The sequence below is a fragment of the Streptomyces sp. NBC_01260 genome (genome assembly GCF_036226405.1).
Lineage (GTDB): Bacteria > Actinomycetota > Actinomycetes > Streptomycetales > Streptomycetaceae > Streptomyces > Streptomyces laculatispora.
Genome location: NZ_CP108464.1, coordinates 4,692,236 through 4,711,834 on the forward strand (window position 1 = coordinate 4,692,236; position 19,599 = coordinate 4,711,834).

General features: G+C 70.8%; 23 protein-coding genes. 11 read left to right on the top strand and 12 right to left on the bottom strand.

What is annotated here, in order from left to right; translation table 11 throughout:
- Positions 1-89 precede the first annotated feature (89 nt).
- The 3 genes from OG322_RS21015 to OG322_RS21025 all read right to left on the bottom strand — a co-directional run bounded on the left by OG322_RS21015 (position 90) and on the right by OG322_RS21025 (position 3,586).
- Positions 90-1,505 (bottom strand): DUF2637 domain-containing protein, encoded by a 1,416-nt coding sequence (locus tag OG322_RS21015; protein ID WP_329306793.1) that lies wholly within the window; start codon positions 1,503-1,505, stop codon positions 90-92.
- A 201-nt stretch (positions 1,506-1,706) separates the two neighbouring features.
- Positions 1,707-2,564, bottom strand: a complete 858-nt coding sequence (locus OG322_RS21020) for a DUF3558 family protein (RefSeq protein ID WP_124284277.1) — start codon at positions 2,562-2,564, stop codon at positions 1,707-1,709.
- 191 nt (positions 2,565-2,755) lie between these two features.
- Positions 2,756-3,586: a DUF3558 domain-containing protein gene (locus tag OG322_RS21025; protein ID WP_329307753.1), complete on the bottom strand. Its 831-nt coding sequence runs from the start codon at positions 3,584-3,586 to the stop codon at positions 2,756-2,758.
- Between the two features lie 170 nt (positions 3,587-3,756).
- Here OG322_RS21025 and OG322_RS21030 point away from each other — a divergent pair, with 170 nt between their 5' ends.
- Entirely contained in the window at positions 3,757-4,950 is a 1,194-nt protein-coding gene (locus OG322_RS21030; protein ID WP_207319666.1) for an RtcB family protein, read from the top strand.
- Between the two features lie 93 nt (positions 4,951-5,043).
- On the opposite strand, the gene OG322_RS21035 is transcribed toward OG322_RS21030, so the two are convergent.
- Both OG322_RS21035 and OG322_RS21040 read right to left on the bottom strand, forming a co-directional pair.
- Positions 5,044-5,802 carry an SDR family NAD(P)-dependent oxidoreductase gene (locus OG322_RS21035; RefSeq protein WP_329306794.1) on the bottom strand — a complete coding sequence of 253 codons (759 nt, stop codon included), beginning with the start codon at positions 5,800-5,802 and terminating at the stop codon, positions 5,044-5,046.
- A gap of 55 nt (positions 5,803-5,857) precedes the next feature.
- Positions 5,858-6,193 (bottom strand): YnfA family protein, encoded by a 336-nt coding sequence (locus OG322_RS21040; protein WP_124284276.1) that lies wholly within the window; start codon positions 6,191-6,193, stop codon positions 5,858-5,860.
- 117 nt (positions 6,194-6,310) lie between these two features.
- Here OG322_RS21040 and OG322_RS21045 point away from each other — a divergent pair, with 117 nt between their 5' ends.
- Entirely contained in the window at positions 6,311-6,829 is a 519-nt protein-coding gene (locus OG322_RS21045) for a hypothetical protein (RefSeq protein ID WP_241200011.1), read from the top strand.
- A gap of 57 nt (positions 6,830-6,886) precedes the next feature.
- Here OG322_RS21045 and OG322_RS21050 read toward each other — a convergent pair whose 3' ends face one another.
- A complete protein-coding gene (locus tag OG322_RS21050) occupies positions 6,887-7,993 on the bottom strand; it encodes an epoxide hydrolase family protein (protein WP_123462062.1) in 1,107 nt (368 codons plus the stop codon).
- Between the two features lie 98 nt (positions 7,994-8,091).
- On the opposite strand from OG322_RS21050, the gene OG322_RS21055 reads away from it, so the two are divergent.
- A complete protein-coding gene (locus OG322_RS21055) occupies positions 8,092-8,574 on the top strand; it encodes a MarR family winged helix-turn-helix transcriptional regulator (protein ID WP_329306795.1) in 483 nt (160 codons plus the stop codon).
- Between the two features lie 57 nt (positions 8,575-8,631).
- The gene (locus OG322_RS21060; protein WP_123459974.1) at positions 8,632-9,129 is read left to right on the top strand and encodes a MarR family winged helix-turn-helix transcriptional regulator; all 498 of its coding nucleotides are present in this window, start codon (positions 8,632-8,634) and stop codon (positions 9,127-9,129) included.
- A gap of 34 nt (positions 9,130-9,163) precedes the next feature.
- Here OG322_RS21060 and OG322_RS21065 read toward each other — a convergent pair whose 3' ends face one another.
- The 4 genes from OG322_RS21065 to OG322_RS21080 form a co-directional block, all read right to left on the bottom strand.
- Positions 9,164-9,922 (bottom strand): Mut7-C RNAse domain-containing protein, encoded by a 759-nt coding sequence (locus tag OG322_RS21065; RefSeq protein ID WP_329306796.1) that lies wholly within the window; start codon positions 9,920-9,922, stop codon positions 9,164-9,166.
- 84 nt (positions 9,923-10,006) lie between these two features.
- The gene (locus tag OG322_RS21070; RefSeq protein WP_123459972.1) at positions 10,007-10,846 is read right to left on the bottom strand and encodes an NAD(P)H-binding protein; all 840 of its coding nucleotides are present in this window, start codon (positions 10,844-10,846) and stop codon (positions 10,007-10,009) included.
- Positions 10,847-11,052: 206 nt separating this feature from the next.
- The gene (locus OG322_RS21075) at positions 11,053-11,583 is read right to left on the bottom strand and encodes a GNAT family N-acetyltransferase (protein WP_123459971.1); all 531 of its coding nucleotides are present in this window, start codon (positions 11,581-11,583) and stop codon (positions 11,053-11,055) included.
- Positions 11,584-11,634: 51 nt separating this feature from the next.
- Positions 11,635-12,456, bottom strand: coding sequence for a helix-turn-helix domain-containing protein (locus OG322_RS21080; protein WP_124284274.1), 822 nt, complete (start codon positions 12,454-12,456; stop codon positions 11,635-11,637).
- Positions 12,457-12,546: 90 nt separating this feature from the next.
- Here OG322_RS21080 and OG322_RS21085 point away from each other — a divergent pair, with 90 nt between their 5' ends.
- Both OG322_RS21085 and OG322_RS21090 read left to right on the top strand, forming a co-directional pair.
- Positions 12,547-13,119, top strand: coding sequence for a TIGR03086 family metal-binding protein (locus OG322_RS21085; RefSeq protein WP_123459969.1), 573 nt, complete (start codon positions 12,547-12,549; stop codon positions 13,117-13,119).
- 5 nt (positions 13,120-13,124) lie between these two features.
- Positions 13,125-13,250 (top strand): hypothetical protein, encoded by a 126-nt coding sequence (locus OG322_RS21090; RefSeq protein WP_260146691.1) that lies wholly within the window; start codon positions 13,125-13,127, stop codon positions 13,248-13,250.
- Between the two features lie 197 nt (positions 13,251-13,447).
- Here OG322_RS21090 and OG322_RS21095 read toward each other — a convergent pair whose 3' ends face one another.
- Positions 13,448-13,612 (bottom strand): hypothetical protein, encoded by a 165-nt coding sequence (locus OG322_RS21095; RefSeq protein ID WP_164494300.1) that lies wholly within the window; start codon positions 13,610-13,612, stop codon positions 13,448-13,450.
- 204 nt (positions 13,613-13,816) lie between these two features.
- Complete coding sequence (locus OG322_RS21100; protein WP_078617842.1) at positions 13,817-14,410, bottom strand: hypothetical protein; 594 nt, start codon at positions 14,408-14,410, stop codon at positions 13,817-13,819.
- Between the two features lie 129 nt (positions 14,411-14,539).
- Between OG322_RS21100 and hemL the strand changes: the two genes are divergently transcribed.
- The 5 genes from hemL to OG322_RS21125 all read left to right on the top strand — a co-directional run bounded on the left by hemL (position 14,540) and on the right by OG322_RS21125 (position 19,599).
- Positions 14,540-15,856 carry a glutamate-1-semialdehyde 2,1-aminomutase gene (gene hemL, locus OG322_RS21105; protein WP_123459967.1) on the top strand — a complete coding sequence of 439 codons (1,317 nt, stop codon included), beginning with the start codon at positions 14,540-14,542 and terminating at the stop codon, positions 15,854-15,856.
- Positions 15,853-16,578, top strand: a complete 726-nt coding sequence (locus OG322_RS21110; protein WP_124284272.1) for a histidine phosphatase family protein — start codon at positions 15,853-15,855, stop codon at positions 16,576-16,578. Before hemL ends, OG322_RS21110 begins: the two co-directional genes overlap by 4 nt.
- Before the next feature lie 331 nt (positions 16,579-16,909).
- On the top strand, positions 16,910-18,163 hold the full coding sequence (locus OG322_RS21115; protein WP_124284271.1) for a hypothetical protein: 1,254 nt from the start codon (positions 16,910-16,912) through the stop codon (positions 18,161-18,163).
- Between the two features lie 67 nt (positions 18,164-18,230).
- Positions 18,231-18,836 (top strand): TlpA family protein disulfide reductase, encoded by a 606-nt coding sequence (locus OG322_RS21120; RefSeq protein ID WP_329306797.1) that lies wholly within the window; start codon positions 18,231-18,233, stop codon positions 18,834-18,836.
- A 4-nt stretch (positions 18,837-18,840) separates the two neighbouring features.
- Positions 18,841-19,599, top strand: coding sequence for a cytochrome c biogenesis CcdA family protein (locus tag OG322_RS21125; protein WP_123459963.1), 759 nt, complete (start codon positions 18,841-18,843; stop codon positions 19,597-19,599).

The following is a 19,599-nucleotide window of genomic DNA, read 5'->3' on the forward strand; positions in this document are numbered from 1 at the left end:
GCCGCCACCCCGTTTCGCGGGTGGCGGCCCTTCGGCGTTGCCGCTGTTCTCGACGGTGTTGTTCGCCAGGTGCCTTCGCTCCGTGCGGCCTACGCGATGTGGTCCGCTTCGAGTTCGGCGTGGTAGCGGTTCTTGAAGCCCTGGATCAGCTGGCGGAGCAGGGCCGCGCTGCGCGGGTGCCGCACGTTGTGACCGTCCGACAGGTGTATGTCCAGGACCTCGATGCTGGGGTACGTGCTGTGCTGGGTCACGAACGCGGCGAAGACCTCATAGGCGATCTCGCTGAACTCCGCGTCCTCCTGCGCCCATTCCTCGGCCCATTCCTCGGCCGCCTCGGCGACGGGCTTCGGCTCCTGAGGGACCTCGTCGGCCGCGAGGGCCTCGGGCGCCTCGTGCTCCGGCAGCGGCTGCTGCTCGCCGCGGGGGGCCGGCATGGCGCCGATCGTGCCCACGTTGCCCAGCGGGCGGGTGCGGCCGGGGCCGGTCGGGATCATGACCGGGCCGGGTTCATGGACGTCGACGTACGTCGGGTTGTACGAGCCCTCGTACGCGCCGTCCGGCGCCTGTGCCGCGAACCACGGGCTCTCGTGCGAGGCGGGGACGGGGGCCTGGGCCTGCGTCCGGGCCTGCGTCTGCTCCTGGGCCTGGGAGTGCGGCTGGAAGGCGCTCTGCGGCTGGGGCTGCTGGTTCCGGGGCTCCGGCTCGGCGTACTGCTCCTGCTGCGGGGCGCCGACGAGTTCGGGCTGCTGGGGCTGGGCCGTCTCGACGGCGGCGACAGCTGCCGCGGGGGCGGGGGCGGGGGCGGGGGCCGGGGGCAGCAGGGCCGGTTCGATGCCCGCGGCGGCGAGTCCGGCCGGGCCGGTATCGGCCAGCGGGACGCCGTACTTCGCGAGGCGGAGCGGCATCAGGGACTCGACGGGCGCCTTGCGGCGCCAGTTGCGGCCGAAGCGGGCCTGGAGGCGGGCCTGGTAGATCAGCCGGTCCTGTTCGAGCTTGATGACCTGCTCGTAGGACCGCAGCTCCCACAGCTTCATCCGCCGCCACAGCCGGAACGTCGGGATGGGGGAGAGCAGCCAGCGGGTGAGGCGGACACCCTCCATGTGCTTGTCGGCCGTGATGTCGGCGATCCGGCCCACGGCGTGCCGGGCGGCCTCGACGGCGACCACGAACAGCACCGGGATCACGGCGTGCATGCCGACGCCGAGCGGGTCCGGCCACGCGGCCGCGCCGTTGAACGCGATTGTCGCGGCGGTCAGCATCCAGGCCGTCTGGCGCAGCAGCGGGAACGGGATGCGCAGCCAGGTCAGCAGCAGGTCCAGCGAGAGCAGGACGCAGATGCCTGCGTCGATGCCGATCGGGAAGACCAGCGAGAAGTTCCCGAAGCCCTTCTCCAGGGCGAGTTCGCGCACGGCGGCGTACGAGCCCGCGAAGCCGATCGCTGCGATGAGCACCGCACCGGCGACCACGAGCCCGATGAGTATGCGGTGCGTGCGTGTGAGCTGCATCGCGGCCACCCGCGATCCCCTTCCCGTTTCTTCGTCCCCGGCCTCCGGTCCGGAGGCGCGCTTTCGAGTTCTGGCGGGCACAGCCTGGCACACGCGGGTGCGATGCGTTGCGCGGGGAGGGGCGAAGCCCGGTTCTCGGAGAGGACCGGGCTTCGTGAATCCGCTTCTGCGCTGGGGTGTTGGGGCCTCGGGGCCGGAGAGCTACTGCGTCGTCCTGTGGATCGCCTTGCCCGAGGACTTGCTCGACGCCGCCTTGTCCGAGGACTTGTGGGTCACCTTGTGGGTCGCCTTGTCGGTTGCCTTGCCCGAGGACTCGGGGGAGTCCGGCGAGGCGCTCGCCTGCGGGCTCCCGTTGGCGTCGGCGACGGCGGCGACCGCCTCCTTGGCGGCCTTCTCGGCGCCCTTCAGGATGTCGTCGGCGGACGGGGTCTTCGCGCCCGCGTAGCCCGCGCCGTTGTAGGTCAGGGTGACGACGACGTTCCCCGTACGGGCGACGACCGTCGCGTACTTGAAGTCCTCGCCCGTCTTGTCGAGGTCGTACGTGACCCTGGTCGCCTGGTCGCCGATGCCGCTGACGGGAGTCGTGACGAGCTTCTTCGCGCCCTCGGCCGCCTTGGCCTTGGTGAGCTGCTTCGTGAGGTCGTCCCCGGCCCGGTCCGCGCCGCTGCCCAGGGCCTGGTCGGAGGCGAAGCGGGTGAAGCCGACGTCGAGCCAGCGGTACTGGGAGCCCTTGACGCCGTTGTCGTCCAGACCGTTCCAGGAGCAGCTGCCGCGGGCGGCGGTATCGCTGGACCTGCCCGGTGTGCCCTTCTTGTCCTTGGCCGCGGGGACCAGGGACTTGACCGTCTTCGCGGTGATCGACTTGCACGGGTCGGGCAGCTCGGCGAACTTCGCGGCGGCGACCGTGGGTTCCGACTTCGTCGCATCCGGCGCGGGGGACGAGGCCGAGGCCTTGTCCTTGTCGCTGTCGGAGTCCGACGAGCAGCCGGCGACGACGAGCATCACCGGAACGGCGGCGCAGGCGAGTATGCGGGTGAGTCGCGGGGCTGATCGGTGCATGGTTCCTTCACTCGGGTGGCGCGGCGTTCGGGCGGCCGGACGGTCGGTGGGCGTGGGCGCCGGCATGGTGCGGGCGGTCGGCGGGCGGTGGTTCCGGAGGGCCACGGTACGACGGACGGCAGCCGGATGCCGCCTCGGCCGGATGGGTCGCGGGGCGGCCGGCGGTGGGGCCGGACCGGCCGGGGACGGGGTTACTCGCTGAACCTTTCGACCAGTTTCCGGCCCAGTGCCTGGGCCTTCTCCTGCAGTTCCCTGCTGTCGGGGACCTCGGTGGAGAGGGCCGGCTGCGCGGTGTACTGGATGGTCACGATGACGTTCGATGTGCGGAATACCACGCTCACCGTGCGGTGCTGTGCGGTGGAACCTGCCCGGGTGAGCAGATCGTCCAGAAATGCGCCGTCACCGAGTGAATCGAGGACGCGGGGCTGGAGGCTCTCGACGGTGCTGCCGTCCGTGCTGCCGTCCGTGGTGTCCCCGCCGGTCTTCCCGTCCGCGGCGGTGCTCTTGCCCGCGTCCTTGCCGGGCTTTCCGCTCGCGGTCCCGGACGGGGAGTCCGGGGTGCTGTTTCCCGTTCCGCCGGGCAGGGTGGAGGCCGAGGGCAGGTCGGCGGCCTCCTCCTTCTTCGCGTACACCGCGCGGGCGCGGTCGTCGTCGCTCACGGCCGGGTCGTACGAGACGACGCGCTCGAAGTCGACGAAGAGGCTGCGGGCGCCGTCGGGTGCCTCGGTCTTCCAGCGGCAGCCGGCCCGGCGGTCGGTGTCGTAGGTGACGGCGGGCGAACCGTCGAACACCTTCTCCTGCTGGGCCTCGGGCAGTTCGGCGGCGCCGGGCAGCAGGTCCTTCAGGGTGGCGGGTGCGATGGAGCGGCAGGCCTCCGGAAGGGTGCGGTACCTGCCCGGGGGTGCGGTGGAAGAGGCCACGGCGCCGGGCTTGCTGTCGGTGGCGGAATCATCGATTCCGGTGCCGCTGCTGCAGCCGGCCGCGAGCGCTGCGATGAGCACGGCGCCGGAGGCGTACGCCATTCGTCGCACGGTCCTGGGCTCCCTTCGTGCGAAAAACGGTTGCCGCTCGTCGGCGGCGGGTGGACACAATGTGTATCGCACGCGCCGCTGTGGATGCCGGTCGACCGATACTTTTGCCGACCTTGGCCCCGGTTTTGCGCTTTCAGGCTTATCGGGGGAATCGAGGAACTATGTCGTACGTAGAGGTGCCGGGCGCGAAGGTCCCCATCCGCATGTGGACCGACCCGGCCAAGGTCGAGGACGTCGCGATGCAGCAGCTGCGCAACGTCGCCACGCTGCCCTGGATCAAGGGCCTGGCCGTCATGCCGGACGTCCACTTCGGCAAGGGCGCCACGGTCGGCTCGGTCATCGCGATGCACGGTGCGGTCTGCCCGGCCGCGGTGGGCGTGGACATCGGCTGCGGCATGTCCGCGGTGAAGACCTCGCTGACCGCCAACGACCTTCCCGGGGACCTGACCAGGCTTCGGTCGAAGATCGAGCAGGCCATTCCGGTGGGCCGCGGGATGCACGACGAGCCGGTGGACCCGGGCCGGCTGCACGGGCTCGCTCCGACCGACTGGGACGACTTCTGGCAGCGGTTCGACGGGGTGGCCGATGCGGTCAAATTCCGTCAGGAACGTGCTACGAAGCAGATGGGAACGCTTGGGGCGGGAAACCACTTCGTCGAATTCTGTCTCGACGAGGCGGGCTCGGTCTGGCTGATGCTGCACTCCGGCTCCCGGAACATCGGCAACGAACTGGCCGCCTTCCACATCGGCGAGGCGCAGAAGCTGCCGCACAACCAGGACCTGATCGACCGCGACCTCGCGGTCTTCGTCACGGACACCCCGCAGATGGCGGCCTACCGCAACGACCTGTTCTGGGCGCAGGAGTACGCGAAGCACAACCGCGCGATCATGATGGCGCTCTTCCAGGACGTGGTCCGCAAGGAGTTCAAGAAGGCCGGGGTGACCTTCGAGCCGGTCATCTCCTGCCACCACAACTACGTGGCGGAGGAGCGGTACGACGGCATGGACCTGCTGGTCACCCGCAAGGGTGCCATCCGGGCCGGCTCGGGTGACTTCGGGATCATTCCGGGCTCGATGGGTACCGGCTCGTACATCGTGAAGGGCCTCGGCAACGAGAAGTCCTTCAACTCCGCCTCGCATGGCGCGGGCCGCAAGATGAGCCGGAACGCCGCCAGGCAGCGCTTCTCCACCAAGGATCTGGAGGAGCAGACGCGGGGTGTGGAGTGCCGCAAGGACTCCGGTGTCGTGGACGAGATCCCGGGTGCGTACAAGCCGATCGAGAAGGTCATCGATCAGCAGCGGGACCTGGTGGAGGTCGTGGCGAAGCTGAAGCAGGTCATCTGCGTGAAGGGCTGAGCGCGCCGGACGGGGCGAGGGCCGGGCGGGGGTGGGCCGGGGTGAGGTCCACGGGGGTGGTCTCACTCCGGCCTTCCTGCCGGGCGGGGCCGGTCAGGCGGTGCGGTGGACCTTGGAGTTGGAGGCCTGGGCGCGGGGGCGGACCACCAGGAGGTCGATGTTGACGTGGCTGGGGCGGGTGACGGCCCAGGTGATCGTGTCGGCCACGTCGTCGGCGCTGAGGGGGGCGTCGACGCCCGCGTAGACCTTGGCGGCCTTCTCGGTGTCGCCGCGGAAGCGGGTGGTGGCGAACTCCTCCGTCTTGACCATGCCGGGGGCGACCTCGATGACGCGGACCGGGGTGCCGACGATCTCCAGGCGGAGGGTCTCGGCCAGGACGTGCTCGCCGTGCTTGGCGGCCACGTAGCCGCCGCCGCCCTCATAGGCGGAGAGGCCCGCGGTCGAGGAGAGGATGACCACCGTGCCGTCGCCGCTCGCGGTGAGGGCGGGGAGCAGGGCCTGGGTGACGTTGAGGGTGCCGATGACGTTGGTCTCGTACATCTGGCGCCAGTCGGCCGGGTCGCCGGTGGCGACCGGGTCCGCCCCGAGCGCGCCGCCGGCGTTGTTGACCAGCACGGCGAGGCCGCGGAACGCGGTCGCGAACTCGTCGACCGCGGCGCGGTCGGTGACGTCCAGGGCGTAGGCCGTGGCCTCGTGGCCCGCCGCGGTGATCTCGGCGGCGAGCGCCTCGATGCGGTCCTTGCGGCGTGCGGTGACCACGACGCGGTAACCGGCGGCCGCCAGCTGCCGGGCGGTCGCGGCACCGATGCCGCTGCTCGCTCCGGTGATGACGGCGATGGGGGATGCGGCCATGGCGGGCTCCTCGGAACAGCTGATCGATACGGGGCCAGGATAGGCAGGGGCGCGGTCAGTGGTTGCGGGGGGCGTACATGATGACGGCCATGCCGGCCAGGCAGACCAGTGCGCCGGTCACGTCCCAGCGGTCGGGCCGGTAGCCGTCGGCGACCATGCCCCAGACGATCGACCCCGCGACGAAGACCCCGCCGTACGCGGCGAGCACCCGCCCGAACTCGCCGTCCGGCTGGAGCGTGGCGACGAAGCCGTACGTGGCCAGCGCGACGACGCCCGCACCGATCCAGGCCCAGCCGCGGTGTTCCCGGACGCCTTGCCAGACGAGCCAGGCGCCACCGATCTCGAAGAGCGCGGCGACGACGAAAAGGGCGATGGAGCGGACCACGGACATGCGATCAGCGTGTCATGCGCGGCGAGGCGGGAGGCGCCGGGAGGCATGCGGAACCCGGAGACGCGCCGAACCAGTCGGGATATGTGGTTAATTCGTGCAGATCTGTATCTTCAGGACATGGTAGTGACGCGTAAGGCTCTGCTGAGGGTGTCCGCTGCGGCGGCAATGTCGTCGGCGCTGGCGCTGGGTGCGGGCGGGACGGCCGCGGCCGTCGGTGCGCCGGTGGTTTCGCCGATGGTGCGGGGCATCGCACCGGAGGCCGATGTGTCGCACCACGGTCATGTCTCGCTGTGGGGCACCGGGCTCGGTATCTGGCTGGTCAGCCAGAACAGCGGACCCTCGGACCTCGCGGGGGCGACCGTCCGGCTACGGGTGTCCGTACCCCTCTCCGGCCGGCAGGAGCTGCCCGGGCAATGCCTGCAGGCCGACCGGCAGACCGTGTTGTGCCGGACGGGCCCGCTGCGCGCCGACGGCTCGCAGCGGCAGCTCGCGCTCGAACTGCAGCTTCTGGGGCGCCCGGCGGAGGTGGTCGTCCGGATCGACACCGTGTGGAACGGCGATGCGACGGACCGGAATTCGAAGAACAGCGAACACGAGGTGCTGGCGCCGGCCACCGGGGACGAGTACGTCTTCTGACGTGCCGTCCAGGCCTCGCGGTCCTGGCTCGGACACCAGGGAGCGAGTGATCGCCACTCAGTGGGTGGCGATCTGCTGGTCGTGCTCGACGCGGGTGAGGAAGAAGTCCCTGACGTCCTGGGCGAGCAGCTCCGGCACCTCCATCGCGGCGAAGTGGCCGCCGCGCTCGAACTCCGACCAGTGCCTGATGTCGTACAGCCGCTCGGCCAGCGGTCGCACCGACTGGGTGATGTCGTGTGCGAACACCGCCACACCCAGTGGCACCGGGCACGGCTCGATCCGCCGCGGCGCATCGCGGTGCAGCCGCCCCGAGGAAGCCGCGGTGGCGGTCAGCCAGTACAGCGAGATGTCGGTGAGCATCCGCTCGTCGCTGATCGTCGAGCGCGGGTCGGTCCACTGCGCGAAGCGCTCGGCGATCCAGGCCAGCTGGCCGACCGGCGAGTCGGTCAGCGCGTAGCCGATGGTCTGCGGGGTGGTGGCCTGCAGGGCCTGGTACGGCGGGCGGTTCGCCATCAGCTGCCGGACCTTGTCCAGCCGTGCTTCATCCGTTTCGGACAGTTCGATGCCGGCATCCGGGTCCGGCCGGGTCGGCAGGTAGTTGACGTGGACCCCGGCGACCTGCCCGGGTGCCACCGCGCCGAGCGCCATGGAGATGCCCGAGCCGAAGTCGCCGCCCTGCGCGCCGTAGCGCTCGTATCCGAGACGGCGCATCAGCTCGGCCCAGGCCCTCGCGACGTGGACGATGTCCCAGCCGCGCTGGTGGGTCGGCCCCGAGAAGCCGTAACCCGGGATGGACGGAATCACCAGGTGGAAGTCGCGCGACAGCGGCTCGATCACATCGAGGAACTCCAGGAACGAACCGGGCCAGCCGTGGGTGAGGATCAGCGCGAGTGCGTCCGGCTTCGAGGACCGGACGTGGACGAAGTGGATGTTCTGGCCGTCGATCTCGGTGGTGAAGTGCGGAAGTTCGTTGAGCTCGGCCTCATGCGCACGCCAGTCGTAGCCGCTGCGCCAGTACTCGGCGAGCTCCTTGAGTCGCGCCAGCGGGAAGCCGTAGTCCCATCCGGCGCCGGCGACCTCGTTGGGCCAGCGGGTGCGGGAGAGGCGGTCGGTCAGGTCGTCCAGGTCGGCCTGGGGGATGTCGATGCGGAACGGCTTGATCACGGTCTTCACTCCCAGAGGATTCGTTCAGGACGTAAACGTTAGTGCCACTAACGAAGGTAGACTGTTAGTGGCACTAACACAAGAGGCGGAGGACCCCCATGAGCCCGACCCCGACCCCCGAACCCACCCCGGCCCGGCTGCGCACCATCCCCAGTCGCCTGCTCGCCGGGGCCGCGGCCGTCGCCGACCGGCTCGTCAGCGAGCGCCTGGCCGCCGAAGGCGCGCACAAGTGGCACTTCGCCGTGCTGATCGCGCTCGACGAGGCCGGTGCCGCCAGCCAGGCCGGACTCAGCCGCCGCACCGGCATCTACCGCAGCGACATGGTCGCCGTCCTCAACGAGCTCGCCGACGCCCAATGCGTCCGCCGCGAACCGGACCCCGCCGACCGCCGCCGCAACGTCATCACCCTCACTCCCGCAGGCCGCCGCCGCCTGGAGCGCCTCGACACGCTCATCGCCGACGCCCAGCGCGAACTCCTGGCCCCCCTCACCCCCGGCGGGCAGGACGAACTCATCCGCCTGCTGGCCGTCCTGACCGAGCATCACCAGCCCCCGCACCCCCGCCCGCATGACACGCGGTAGCCCATCCGCGAGCGCTTGGGGGAGCGGCGAGTGATCTCTGCTCCGTACACTTTCTGCATGCCGCAGAAGTCCTCCGCCCCCCGCCGCCGCGCCGCGATGCTCGCCGAGCTCTCCGCCGTGTCGCGCCGCTACATGGCCGCGTACGCCCTGTTCAACCAGGCCGTCGCCGACCGGCTGCGGCTCCACCCCACCGATCTCCAGTGCCTCAACCTGCTCAGCCTGGAGGCGGCTCCCGTCACCACGGGGCGGATCGCGGAGCTGACCGGGCTCACCACGGGGTCGGCGACCCGGCTGGTGGACCGGCTGGAGCGGGCCGGCTACGTCACGCGCGCACGGGACACGGTGGACCGGCGGCGGGTGCTCGTCGCGACGGTGCCCGGACGGATGGCGGAGTTCGGGGCGGTCTGGGAGCAGCTGAGCGGCGGCTGGGCGGCCATGTTCGAGGCCTACGACGACGATGAGGTCGCGCTGCTCATCGCCCATATGCGGCGGACGGTCGAGCTGAGCGCGGTGCAGATCGCGGGGCTGCGGGAGAGTGGCGGCGGGCCGGAGTGAGGCCGGGCTCCCGGGCGGGAGTGCCGCGTCGGGCTCAGACGCCGGACGGGTCCGGGGGGCCGGCGGGGGAGGTGCCGAAGTCGCGCACCGCCTCGGTGACGATCGCCTCCAGCCGGGCGTGGTGGGCGCCGCGCCAGTACACCCGGTCGCACTCCGTGCACTGCGCGAAGACGTCGTACGAGCGCTGCGTGCCGTCCTCCAGCCGTCCGCCCACGGTGTCCTTGTCGGCCGCCGCCAGCTGTCCGTTGCAGGCCGTGCAGCGGCTCCACGGGGCGAGCGCGGGCGCGAACCGCTCCAGCACGTCGCGCAGCTGCGCCTCGGGGCGGTCGCTGTACACGTACGCCCCCGCCCAGATCTCCCGCCGGTGGAGCAGCCCCCGGTCCCGGGAGAGCAGGACGCGCTGTTCCTTCGCCGAACGCGTGGCCAGGGCGGGGTCGCCGATGTCCTCGTACTCGTAGGCGGCGTCGACGCCGAGCAGCCGCAGCCGCCGCGCGAGGGTGCCGAGGTGGACGTCGAGGAGGAAGCGCAGGGGCGCGCCCGGCACGTGCTGCGGGCGCCGCACGGCGTGTACGTCGACCACTTCGCCCGCGGCGGGGATGTGCGAGAACGGGACGGGGCGGCCGTCGACGAGGAGCTGTCCGGCCTCGGTGAGCGGGACTCCGAGCGATTCGACGACATGGCCGAGGGTGGACGAGCCGTCGGTGGTCACGGCCGTCCGCCCCCTGCGGCGGTCGTGCGCGACGAAGAGCCTCAGTTCAGGGGCGACTTCGAGGTGGATCTCCGGTCCGTTCACCTGATCAGGATGCCACTGGGCCGGGTGCGCGGGCCACGGATTTCGGGCGGGGCGGGCCGGGGTGCCGGTGTGCGGCGTGCGGGATCAGGCGCGGAAGGCGGCGGCGTGCTCGGCGGCCCAGGCGGCGAAGGTGCGGGCCGGTCGGCCGGTGAGCTTCTCGGTGTCGTCGGTGACCTCGGCCGGTGAGCCGTCGGTGGCGGCCCAGTAACCGAGCAGCGCCTCGGCGATCTCCGCCGGCATGAAGGGGGAGACGGACTCCTTCCAGGCGTCCCGGCTCACGGTGTTGACGGTCACGGGGGTGCCGGAGGAGGCGGCCAGCAGCTCGACCTGCTCGGTGGCGGTGAGCGATTCGGGGCCGGTCAGGTGATACGCCGCGCCCTGGAGCCGGGCGTCGCTGAGGACGGCCAGGGCCGCTTCGGCGATGTCGGTCTCGTCGATCGGGCTCGTCTGGCTGCGGGGGTAGGGCAGGTCCACCGGGTGCCCGCTCCGGAAGGCGCCCGACCACTGGTACGCGTTGCCCGCGAAGGCGCCGGGCCGCAGGAGCGTCGCGGTCAGCGGCGAGGCGGTCAGGGCCTGTTCCACCGCGTGGTGGGAGGCGGCGATCGGATTGGAGGCGGCGTCCGGGGCGAGCACCGAACTGGAGGAGAGCAGCACGATGTGCCCGACCCCGGCGGCCCGTGCTGCGGCGAGGAAGTCGTCGATGTGGGAGGGCTCGGCGTACAGGAAGACGGAGTCGACGCCTTCCAGCGCGGCCGCGAAGGTCGTGGGGTCGCCGAGATCGCAGGCCACGGCCGGGATGCCGGCCGGGAGCGAGAGCTCGGCGGGGTTGCGGGAGGCGGCGCGGACGGCGTGGCCGCCCCGGTGCAGGAGCGAGGCGAGCGTGGAGCCGACGCGGCCGCGGCATCCGGTGACGAGCGTGAGCATGGCGGTGAGTCTCCTGGGGGTGTCCGTGTCCGGCAGGGTCGGTCAATTGCTTGTTGCGCACATAAACTGCGTTGCGCAGCTAAATGTCCAGGAGGCGGGCTCGGTCGTCAAACGCTTAACGCGTGGGGGCGCGAGCGCAGCCCCGGGGGCGGCGGTCCGGGTGGTGAACGGGTCGGTGATCCGGCCAGTGCCCCGGCCGGTCCCGGTCATTGATCCGGGTGGAGGTCCAGTCGCCAGTCGTTCGTCAGCAGCGGATGGCCCGGCGGGTACTCGACCTCGCACTCGCCGAGCAGCGTGAACCCCGCCTTGCGGCACACCCCGTTCGACGCGCCGTTGGCCACGGACGGGTAGGCGTGCAGATAGCGGTGCCGGTGCTCGGCGCGCGCCTGCCCGGCCACGGCCACGGTCGCGGCCGACGCGATGCCCCGCCCCTGGAACCCCGCGAGAACGGCCCACCCCGTCTCGTACACCTCCTGGCCCTGCCAGGTGCGCTCCCAGAAGCCGATGGTGCCCACGGCCTCGTCCTCGCCGGTCAGCGCGATGCGGAACATCCTGCCCCGGCCCGTCCGGTCCGCACTCAGTGCCACGTAGCGGCCGTGCCGCCCTATGAGCTGCTCCTCCGACTCGGGGCCGCCCAGATGGCCCATCAGCTCCGGTGCGTTGGCCCGGCGGAGCAGCTCCAGGTCGTCGTCCGACCAGGGCTCGATCCGTACGGATGATGCTGCGGTGCGCTCCATGCCAGAACTGTAGGACGGGGCACTGACAGTCAGGGGGCGGTCAGGGGGAGGTCAGCGGGCGGTCAGCGCGGTCGGCGGCACGCCCACCGTCGCCGTGAAGTCCCTGACCAGGTGCGCCTGGTCGCTGTAGCCGAGATCCGCGGCGAGCTGCGCCCAGTCCACGGCCGGCTCCGATTCGGCTCGTTCCAGCGCCTCGTGGATGCGGTAGCGGAGGATGACCCACTTGGGGCCGACGCCGACGTACGTGGCGAAGAGCCGCTGGAGCGAGCGCACCGACACCCCCTCGGCGCGGGCGAGTCCGCCGACACGGCGGACCGTGCGGTCGGTGCGCACCAGCTCGGCCAGGGCCATCGCCCGGTCGGCCTGCGGGTCCGGTTCGGGGCCGAGCGCCAGCAGGTACGCGTCGAGCGCCGCGATCCGCTCGTCCTCCCGGGCGGGGTCCAGGACGGCCGACGGCGCGGCGGGCGGCGCGAACACCTCGGCCGCCGGGACCCGGCGTCCCGTCCACTCCGACACCGGCCGCTCCGGTGCGAACGGGTGGAAGCCGCCGGGCCGGAACTGCACCCCGCAGACCCGCCCCCGCCCCTCCAGCTTCTGAGTGAACAGCTCCAGGCCGATGCCCGAGACCTCCGCGAATCCGGCCTCGTCGTCGCCGCAGCCCGCGTACCGCTCGAAGACCAGGTTGACGCTGGGGTGGGGGACCAGGTGGGAGGTGTACGGCTCGGGCAGATCCCAGTCGATCAGCCAGTAGTGCTCCAGGTACGGGCGCAGTTCGGGGGCGGGTTCGCGACGCCGGAACCGTACGTGCGTGAACAGTTCGGGGGCGTCGACGATGCCGCGGGTGTCACGCCGGGGACCTCGGGGGCCAGCCATGACGGCCGATCCTAGTGCCGCGGCCGATCCGGTGTCCCGCCCGTCGCGTTTCTTCAAGACCCGCGCCGCCGTGGCGTGCATGGTCGAACCATGAAGAAGATCAGTGAATTGCTGGATGCGGCGGCCGATGGCGCGCTGCCCGTGGTCTGCGGGATCGACGACAGCCGGCTGAGCGACCCCACACCCTGTGCGGAGTACGACGTCCGCGCCCTGGTCAGCCACCTCACCCAGGTGGTCGACAACTTCACGGCCCTGGCGGCCCGGCAGGAGGTGGAGTTCGGCGAGACCCCGGACGCCGTCACCGGGGACTGGCGCAAGCGCTTCGGCGAGCAGACGGCCGCGCTGGTCGACGCGTGGGCCCGGCCCGGCGCGGAGGACGGGACCGCGGGTTCCCTGGGGTTCCCGGCCCGGACCGTCGGCCACATGGCGCTCAGCGATCTGACCGTCCATGGGTGGGACCTGGCCCGCGCCACCGGTCAGGAGTTCGTGCCGGACGCGGACGTGGTGAGCGAGCTCGCCACGGCCATGGTCGCGATGGCGCCGAAGGCCCGGGAGGCGAAGGTGTTCGGCGAGCCGTTCCCCGTACCGGAGGGGGCTAGCCCCTTCGCGCGGGTGCTGGCACTGACCGGTCGCGACCCTGGCTGGCAGCGGCCCCGGGGGTGACGCCCGTGGCCGGAAATCGTGTGCCCGGCGCACGCGGTCCGTCGAAGAGCGCGCCGACGGCCTCGTACGCGCCGTCCACGATCCTCTCGGCGTCCACCAGCGTCGCGCGCTCGGCGAGCCGGGCCGCCTGATGGGTGTACGGGGAGGGCGGCGCCGGGTGCCGGCGCCGCCACCAGCTCTCACCTGCGGCGTAGATGCCGCCGGCGAAGACCAGCACGGGGATGGACCGGACCGGCGATGACGCTGTGGCCTCGGGCCCGCCGCCGTCCTCAACGTGGACAAAGCCGTGGCCTCGCCGCGCCCGCGCTCCGAGCGGGTGATGGCCGGGTCATGCCGCCAGGAGGACTTCACAGGAGCAGTGGCGGAATTCCAGGCCGAGTTCGTGGTCCACGGCCGCGCTCGAACGCGTGGCGGCTTCGACGACCTGCTCCCGGGAGCCGTACTTCACGTAGAGCTGGTCCGCGTCGGACCGAGCGGATTCCCGGACGCGCACGCGCCGGGCGATCGACGATGCCTTCGGTGAAGCCGGGGCCGAAGTCGAGACCGACAGCGATGGTCGTGCGCCCGACGCGCCGGGCACATCAGTGCCTCCGTCGAAACCGGAGCGCCGTCGATGCGCCCTGGCCCCTTGACCGGCTCTCCGGCACTGGCATGGAGGAGGTCCGAAAACCCCGCCCGTCTCCCGAGGAATCCCAGCTCAGGGCCAGACCAGGCAGTACGCCTGATGCCCCGCATCGTGCAGGCGATGGCTGAAGTCCTGCCACTCGTGGAGCAGTTGGTAGACGTTGTACGCATCGCGAGGACCGCCGCGGTCCGGGACGGTGGACCAGATGAAGGCAGCGGCACCCACCGACTCCTCGCCGACGCCGCGCAGCGGGTCCACGACCGTCATCGGGAGCCTGACCACAGCGTAGTCGGGGTGCAGGACGACCAGTTCCAGCGGCGGGACCTTGTGCAGGGGTATGCCCTGTATGCCGGTGAGGACCATCGCGGCCACGGTCTCCGGCTTGATCTTGCTGAACATGCCGCCCATGCCCAGCTCGTCGCCGCCGAGCTCCTCCGGGCGCATGGAAATGGGCACGCGTGCGGCAGTGGCCCCGTCGGGGGCCCCGAAGTACTTGTAGGTCACCCCCACCCGGCCACCACTCCTGCTTCCGGCTCCGCCGCCCACCTGCGCACCACCGGCCTGTATGCCCTGTCTGCGCTCAGCCTCGCGCCGGTGCCGACCCCGCCGGGCAGGCTCGGGCCCCAGGTCGTCGGTCCCTTCGCCCACTCCGCCACCGCGATGCATATCTCATCCACCCGACTACTAACTGGGAGACACAGCCCCCGCCGCGCAACCCGATCATCGTGTCAGTGACCTCCCCCGCGAACGTCCGGTGAAACACCTGTCCGCAAGACCGTCCGTGGCTCTGACACCATGGCATGTGTGAGCTTTCCCTATGACGCCCCAGTTTCGCAGACGCTTTTCGACCGCGCGTCCCTCGTGACGCCCGGCGGCGTGAACTCTCCCGTACGTGCCTTCCGGGCCGTGGGCGGTACGCCCCGCTTCATGGTGTCCGGTACCGGTCCGTACCTCACCGATGCCGACGGCCGTGAGTACGTCGACCTCGTGTGCTCGTGGGGGCCGATGATTCTCGGCCATTCCCACCCCGAGGTCATCGCCGCAGTTCAGGAGGCTGTCGCCCGCGGCACCTCGTTCGGTACGCCCGGTGAGGGCGAGGTCGCGCTCGCCGAGGAGATCGTCGCCCGGGTCGAGCCGGTGGAGCAGGTACGGCTCGTGTCGTCCGGCACCGAGGCGACCATGTCCGCGATCCGCCTCGCCCGCGGTTTCACCGGCCGGGCGAAGATCGTGAAGTTCGCCGGTTGCTACCACGGCCACGTCGACGCGCTGCTCGCCGCCGCCGGGTCCGGGGTGGCGACCTTCGGGCTGCCGGACACGCCGGGGGTCACCGGCGCTCAGGCCGGCGACACGATCGTGGTGCCGTACAACGACCTGGCGGCCGTGCGGGCCGCGTTCGCCGCACAGCCCGGCGAGATCGCCTGTGTGATCACCGAGGCGTCGCCGGGCAACATGGGCGTCGTGCCGCCACTGGACGGTTTCAACGCAGGGCTCAAGGAGATCTGCGCCGCCAACGGCGCGCTGTACATCTCCGACGAGGTCATGACCGGGTTCCGTACGTCGAAGGCCGGCTGGTTCGGCATCGACGGGGTGCGGCCCGACCTGATGACCTTCGGCAAGGTGATGGGCGGCGGCTTCCCGGCCGCGGCCTTCGGCGGGCGCGCCGACGTGATGGCGCACCTGGCCCCGGCCGGCCCGGTCTACCAGGCCGGCACGCTCTCCGGTAACCCGGTGGCGACCGCCGCCGGTCTCGCCCAGTTGCGCCTGCTGGACGACGCCGCGTACGCGAAGGTCGACGCGGTGTCCGCGGAGATCCGGGGGCTGGTGAGCGAGGCCCTGTCCAAGGAGGGCGTCGCGCACACCGTGCAGGCGGCGAGCAACATGTTCTCGGTCTTCTTCACGGACCGGCCGGTCCGGAACTACGAGGACGCCAAGCAGCAGGAAGCCTTCCGCTTCACCCCGTTCTTCCACTCGATGCTGGCGCAGGGCGTCTATCTGCCGCCGTCGGCGTTCGAGTCGTGGTTCGTCTCCACCGCCCACGACACCCGGGCCGTCGAGCGGATCGCCGCCGCGCTGCCCGCCGCAGCCCGCGCCGCATCGGAGGCCACCGCATGAGCGAGAACAGCGACAGCAGCACCAGTGAGAACAGCGGCGGTACGGGCCGCAAGGACATCACCGTCGTCCACCTGATGCGCCACGGAGAGGTGCACAACCCGGACGGAGTGCTGTACGGGCGCCGCCCCGGCTACCACCTCTCCGAGCTCGGCCGGCAGATGGCCGACCGGGTCGCCGAGCACCTGGAGAAGCGCGACATCACGCATGTCGTCGCCTCCCCGCTGGAGCGCGCCCAGGAGACGGCGACGCCGATCGCCAAGGCGCACGGCCTGGACCTCGCCACCGACGGGCGGCTCATCGAGGCCGCCAACGTCTTCGAGGGCAAGACCTTCGGCGTCGGTGACGGGGCGCTGCGCAAGCCGGACAACTGGAAGCACCTGACGAACCCGTTCCGGCCGTCGTGGGGTGAGCCGTACGTCGAGCAGGTCGTACGGATGATGGGTGCCCTGGACGCGGCGCGTGACGCGGCCCGCGGGCACGAGGCGGTGTGCGTCAGCCACCAGCTGCCGATCTGGATCGTGCGGAGCTTCGTGGAGCGGCGGCGGCTGTGGCACGACCCGCGCAAGCGGCAGTGCACGCTCGCCTCGCTGACCAGCTTCACCTACCAGGGCGACAAGATCGTGTCGGTCGGGTACGCGGAGCCGGCGCGGGATCTGGTGCCGGCGCACCTGCTGGCGGGGGCGAAGCCGGTGAAGGGCGCGTCCAAGGGGTTCGGCGCGTAGCCGGCCCTCCGGCCGGGGGTCTTCGGTCCGGGTCCGCTCCGGTTTACGGCCGGTGGGCGGGCCCGGATTTTTCGTGATGGGTGTTTCGTCCTCAATCGCCGGACGGGCTTGATGTGCGCGGATGACGGGCTGGATGTGTGCGCGGACCGGGCGGATGTACCCGGGCAGGCTTGACTCGGCAGAAGAGACTCGCTCTTGCGTTCGGTCAAGGCTGGGGGCTGGTTACGTAAAGAATCGTGTGGTATTCGGGGAACCCTCGTGTTGCTTCGCCCATCTAAGCCTTTGGCAGTTTGTATGGACTTGAGGCAAAACGACCGCAGATGGGAACCGCATGCGTGACATCAGCCGAAGGGGTCTGCTCGGAGCCGGACTTGGGGCCGCGGCCGCCATCGGGATGGCGGGCTGCAGTTCGTCCGACTCCTCCGGCACAGGCCGGGCGGGTCCGGGCAAGGGCGAGAAGGGCGGCGGCGGGACCGCCAAGGGGACCGGGCCCGCGAAGAAGGACGTCAGGTCCATCGGGGACGGTTCCACCGCCGATACCGGAAAGCAGCCGCGCCAGCCGGTCGCGCCGGTCCCGCTCGAACCGGGCCAGACGCCCCCGCAGTTCGTGATCTTTTCCTGGGACGGAGCCGGCGAGGTCGGCAACGGGCTCTTCCCGCGTTTTCTGGAACTCGCCAAGGAACACAACGCGGCGATGACCTTCTTCCTCTCCGGGCTCTATCTGCTGCCCGAATCGAAGAAGTCGCTCTACCGCCCGCCCAACAACCCCGTCGGCGCCTCCGACATCGGCTATCTCACCGACGATCACATCAAGGCGACGCTGAAGAACGTACGCCAGGCCTGGTACGACGGCCACGAGATCGGCACCCACTTCAACGGGCATTTCTGCGGCGGCTCCGGATCGGTCGAGAACTGGTCCGCCTCCCAGTGGCAGAGCGAAATCGATCAGTCGGTCTCCTTCGTCACCGAATGGCGTACCAACACCGGCTGGAGGGACCTCGATCCGCTGCCCTTCGACTACCGCAAGGAACTCGTCGGCGGCCGCACCCCCTGTCTGCTCGGACAGGACAATCTGCTGCCCACGGCGAAGAAGCTCGGCTGGCGCTACGACGCCAGCTCGCCCGGCGGCACCCAGGTGTGGCCCTCGAAGCGCATGGACGTCTGGGACCTGCCGCTCCAGGGCATCCCGTTCCCCGGCCACAGCTTCGAGGTCCTCTCGATGGACTACAACATCCTGGCCAACCAGTCGCAGAATTCGACCAAGGGAATGCCCTCCCGGTATCCGGGCTGGCGCGAACAGGCCACCCAGGCGTACATCAGCGGCTTCAAGCGCGCGTACGAGACGAACCGCGCCCCGTTCTACATCGGAAACCACTTCGAGGAATGGAACGGCGGCATCTACATGGACGCGGTCGAGGCCGCGCTCAAGCACATCGCGGGGAAGCCGGATGTGCGCCTCGTCTCATTCCGGCAGTTCGTCGACTGGCTGGACGTCCAGGACCCGGCGGTGCTCGCGAAGCTCCGTACGCTTGGCGTCGGACAGGCGCCCGAGGGCGGCTGGAACGCCTTCTTTAAACAAGCCTGACAACGGGCTTTACGGGCACCGAGGGGGGTGCCCAAGATCCCCGAAACCGCCATGCGAAACTTTTCACATGAGCTATGGCCGCGCATCCCGACGCCGCTTCACCCTGCTCGCCGCCCCCGCGGCGGCCGCCGCGCTCGCACTGACGCTGAGCGCGTGCGGCACGGACAACAAGACCGGCGGCGGCGGCGATACGCACTTCGTCACCGGCACCGGCGGGATCTCCACGGTGGCCAGGGGCGACCGCGCCACCGCTCCGAAGCTCGACGGCGAGAGCCTGGACGGCAAGCAGCTCGACCTCGCCGACTACAAGGGCAAGGTCGTCGTCCTGAACGCGTGGGGCTCCTGGTGCGGCCCCTGCCGCCTGGAGGCGAAGTACTTCACCAAGGTGGCCAAGGCCACCGGCCAGGACGTCCAGTTCCTCGGGATCAACACCCGTGACCCGCAGCGCGGCCCGGCGATCAGCTTCGAGAAGGACTTCGGGGTCCCCTACCCGAGCTTCTACGACCCGACCGGGAAGCTCCTGCTCCGCTTCCCCAAGGGCATGCTGAACCTGCAGACCATTCCGTCGACCGTCGTCGTCGACCGGGACGGGAAGATCGCCGCCCGCTCCCTGGCGGCGCTGGACGACACCAAGCTGCACGAGATGATCGACCCGTTGATCGCGGAGAAGTGATCAGGTGATCACCCTCGCCGCCACCCAGAACGAGACGGTCCTGAGCGGGGCCCTGCTGGTCGCCCTGCCGATCGCCCTGCTCGGCGGGCTCGTCTCCTTCTTTTCGCCGTGCGTCCTGCCGCTCGTCCCCGGCTACCTCAGTTACGTCACCGGGGTCAGCGGCACGGATCTGGGCGATGCCCGACGGGGCAGGACCGTCGCGGGGGCCTCACTCTTCGTGGCCGGCTTCACCGCCGTGTTCGTCTCCGGCGGTGCGCTCTTCGGCTACTTCGGCCAGACGCTCCAGGAGTACAGCGGGACCCTCTCCAAGGTTCTCGGCGTGCTGATGATCCTGATGGGGATCTTCTTCATGGGCCTGATGCCCTGGATGACGCAGCGCGAGTTCCGTATCCACAAGAAGCCGGTGACCGGCCTGGTGGGAGCCCCGCTGCTCGGCGCGCTCTTCGGGATCGGCTGGACGCCCTGCCTCGGTCCGACGCTCGCCTCCGTCAACGCGCTGGCGTTCACCGAGGCGACCGCCGGGCGCGGTGCCATACTCTCCGTCGCCTACTGCCTCGGGCTCGGCGTGCCCTTCGTGCTCGCCGCCGTCGCCTTCCGCAAGGCGCTCGGCGCCTTCAGCTGGGTCAAGCGCCACTACGTCTGGGTCATGCGCATCGGCGGCGGCATGATGATCGTGACCGGGCTGCTCCTGCTGACCGGCGCGTGGGGCAGCATGATGCAGGAATTGCAGGGCTGGTCCAACGGCTTCACTGTGGGGATCTGA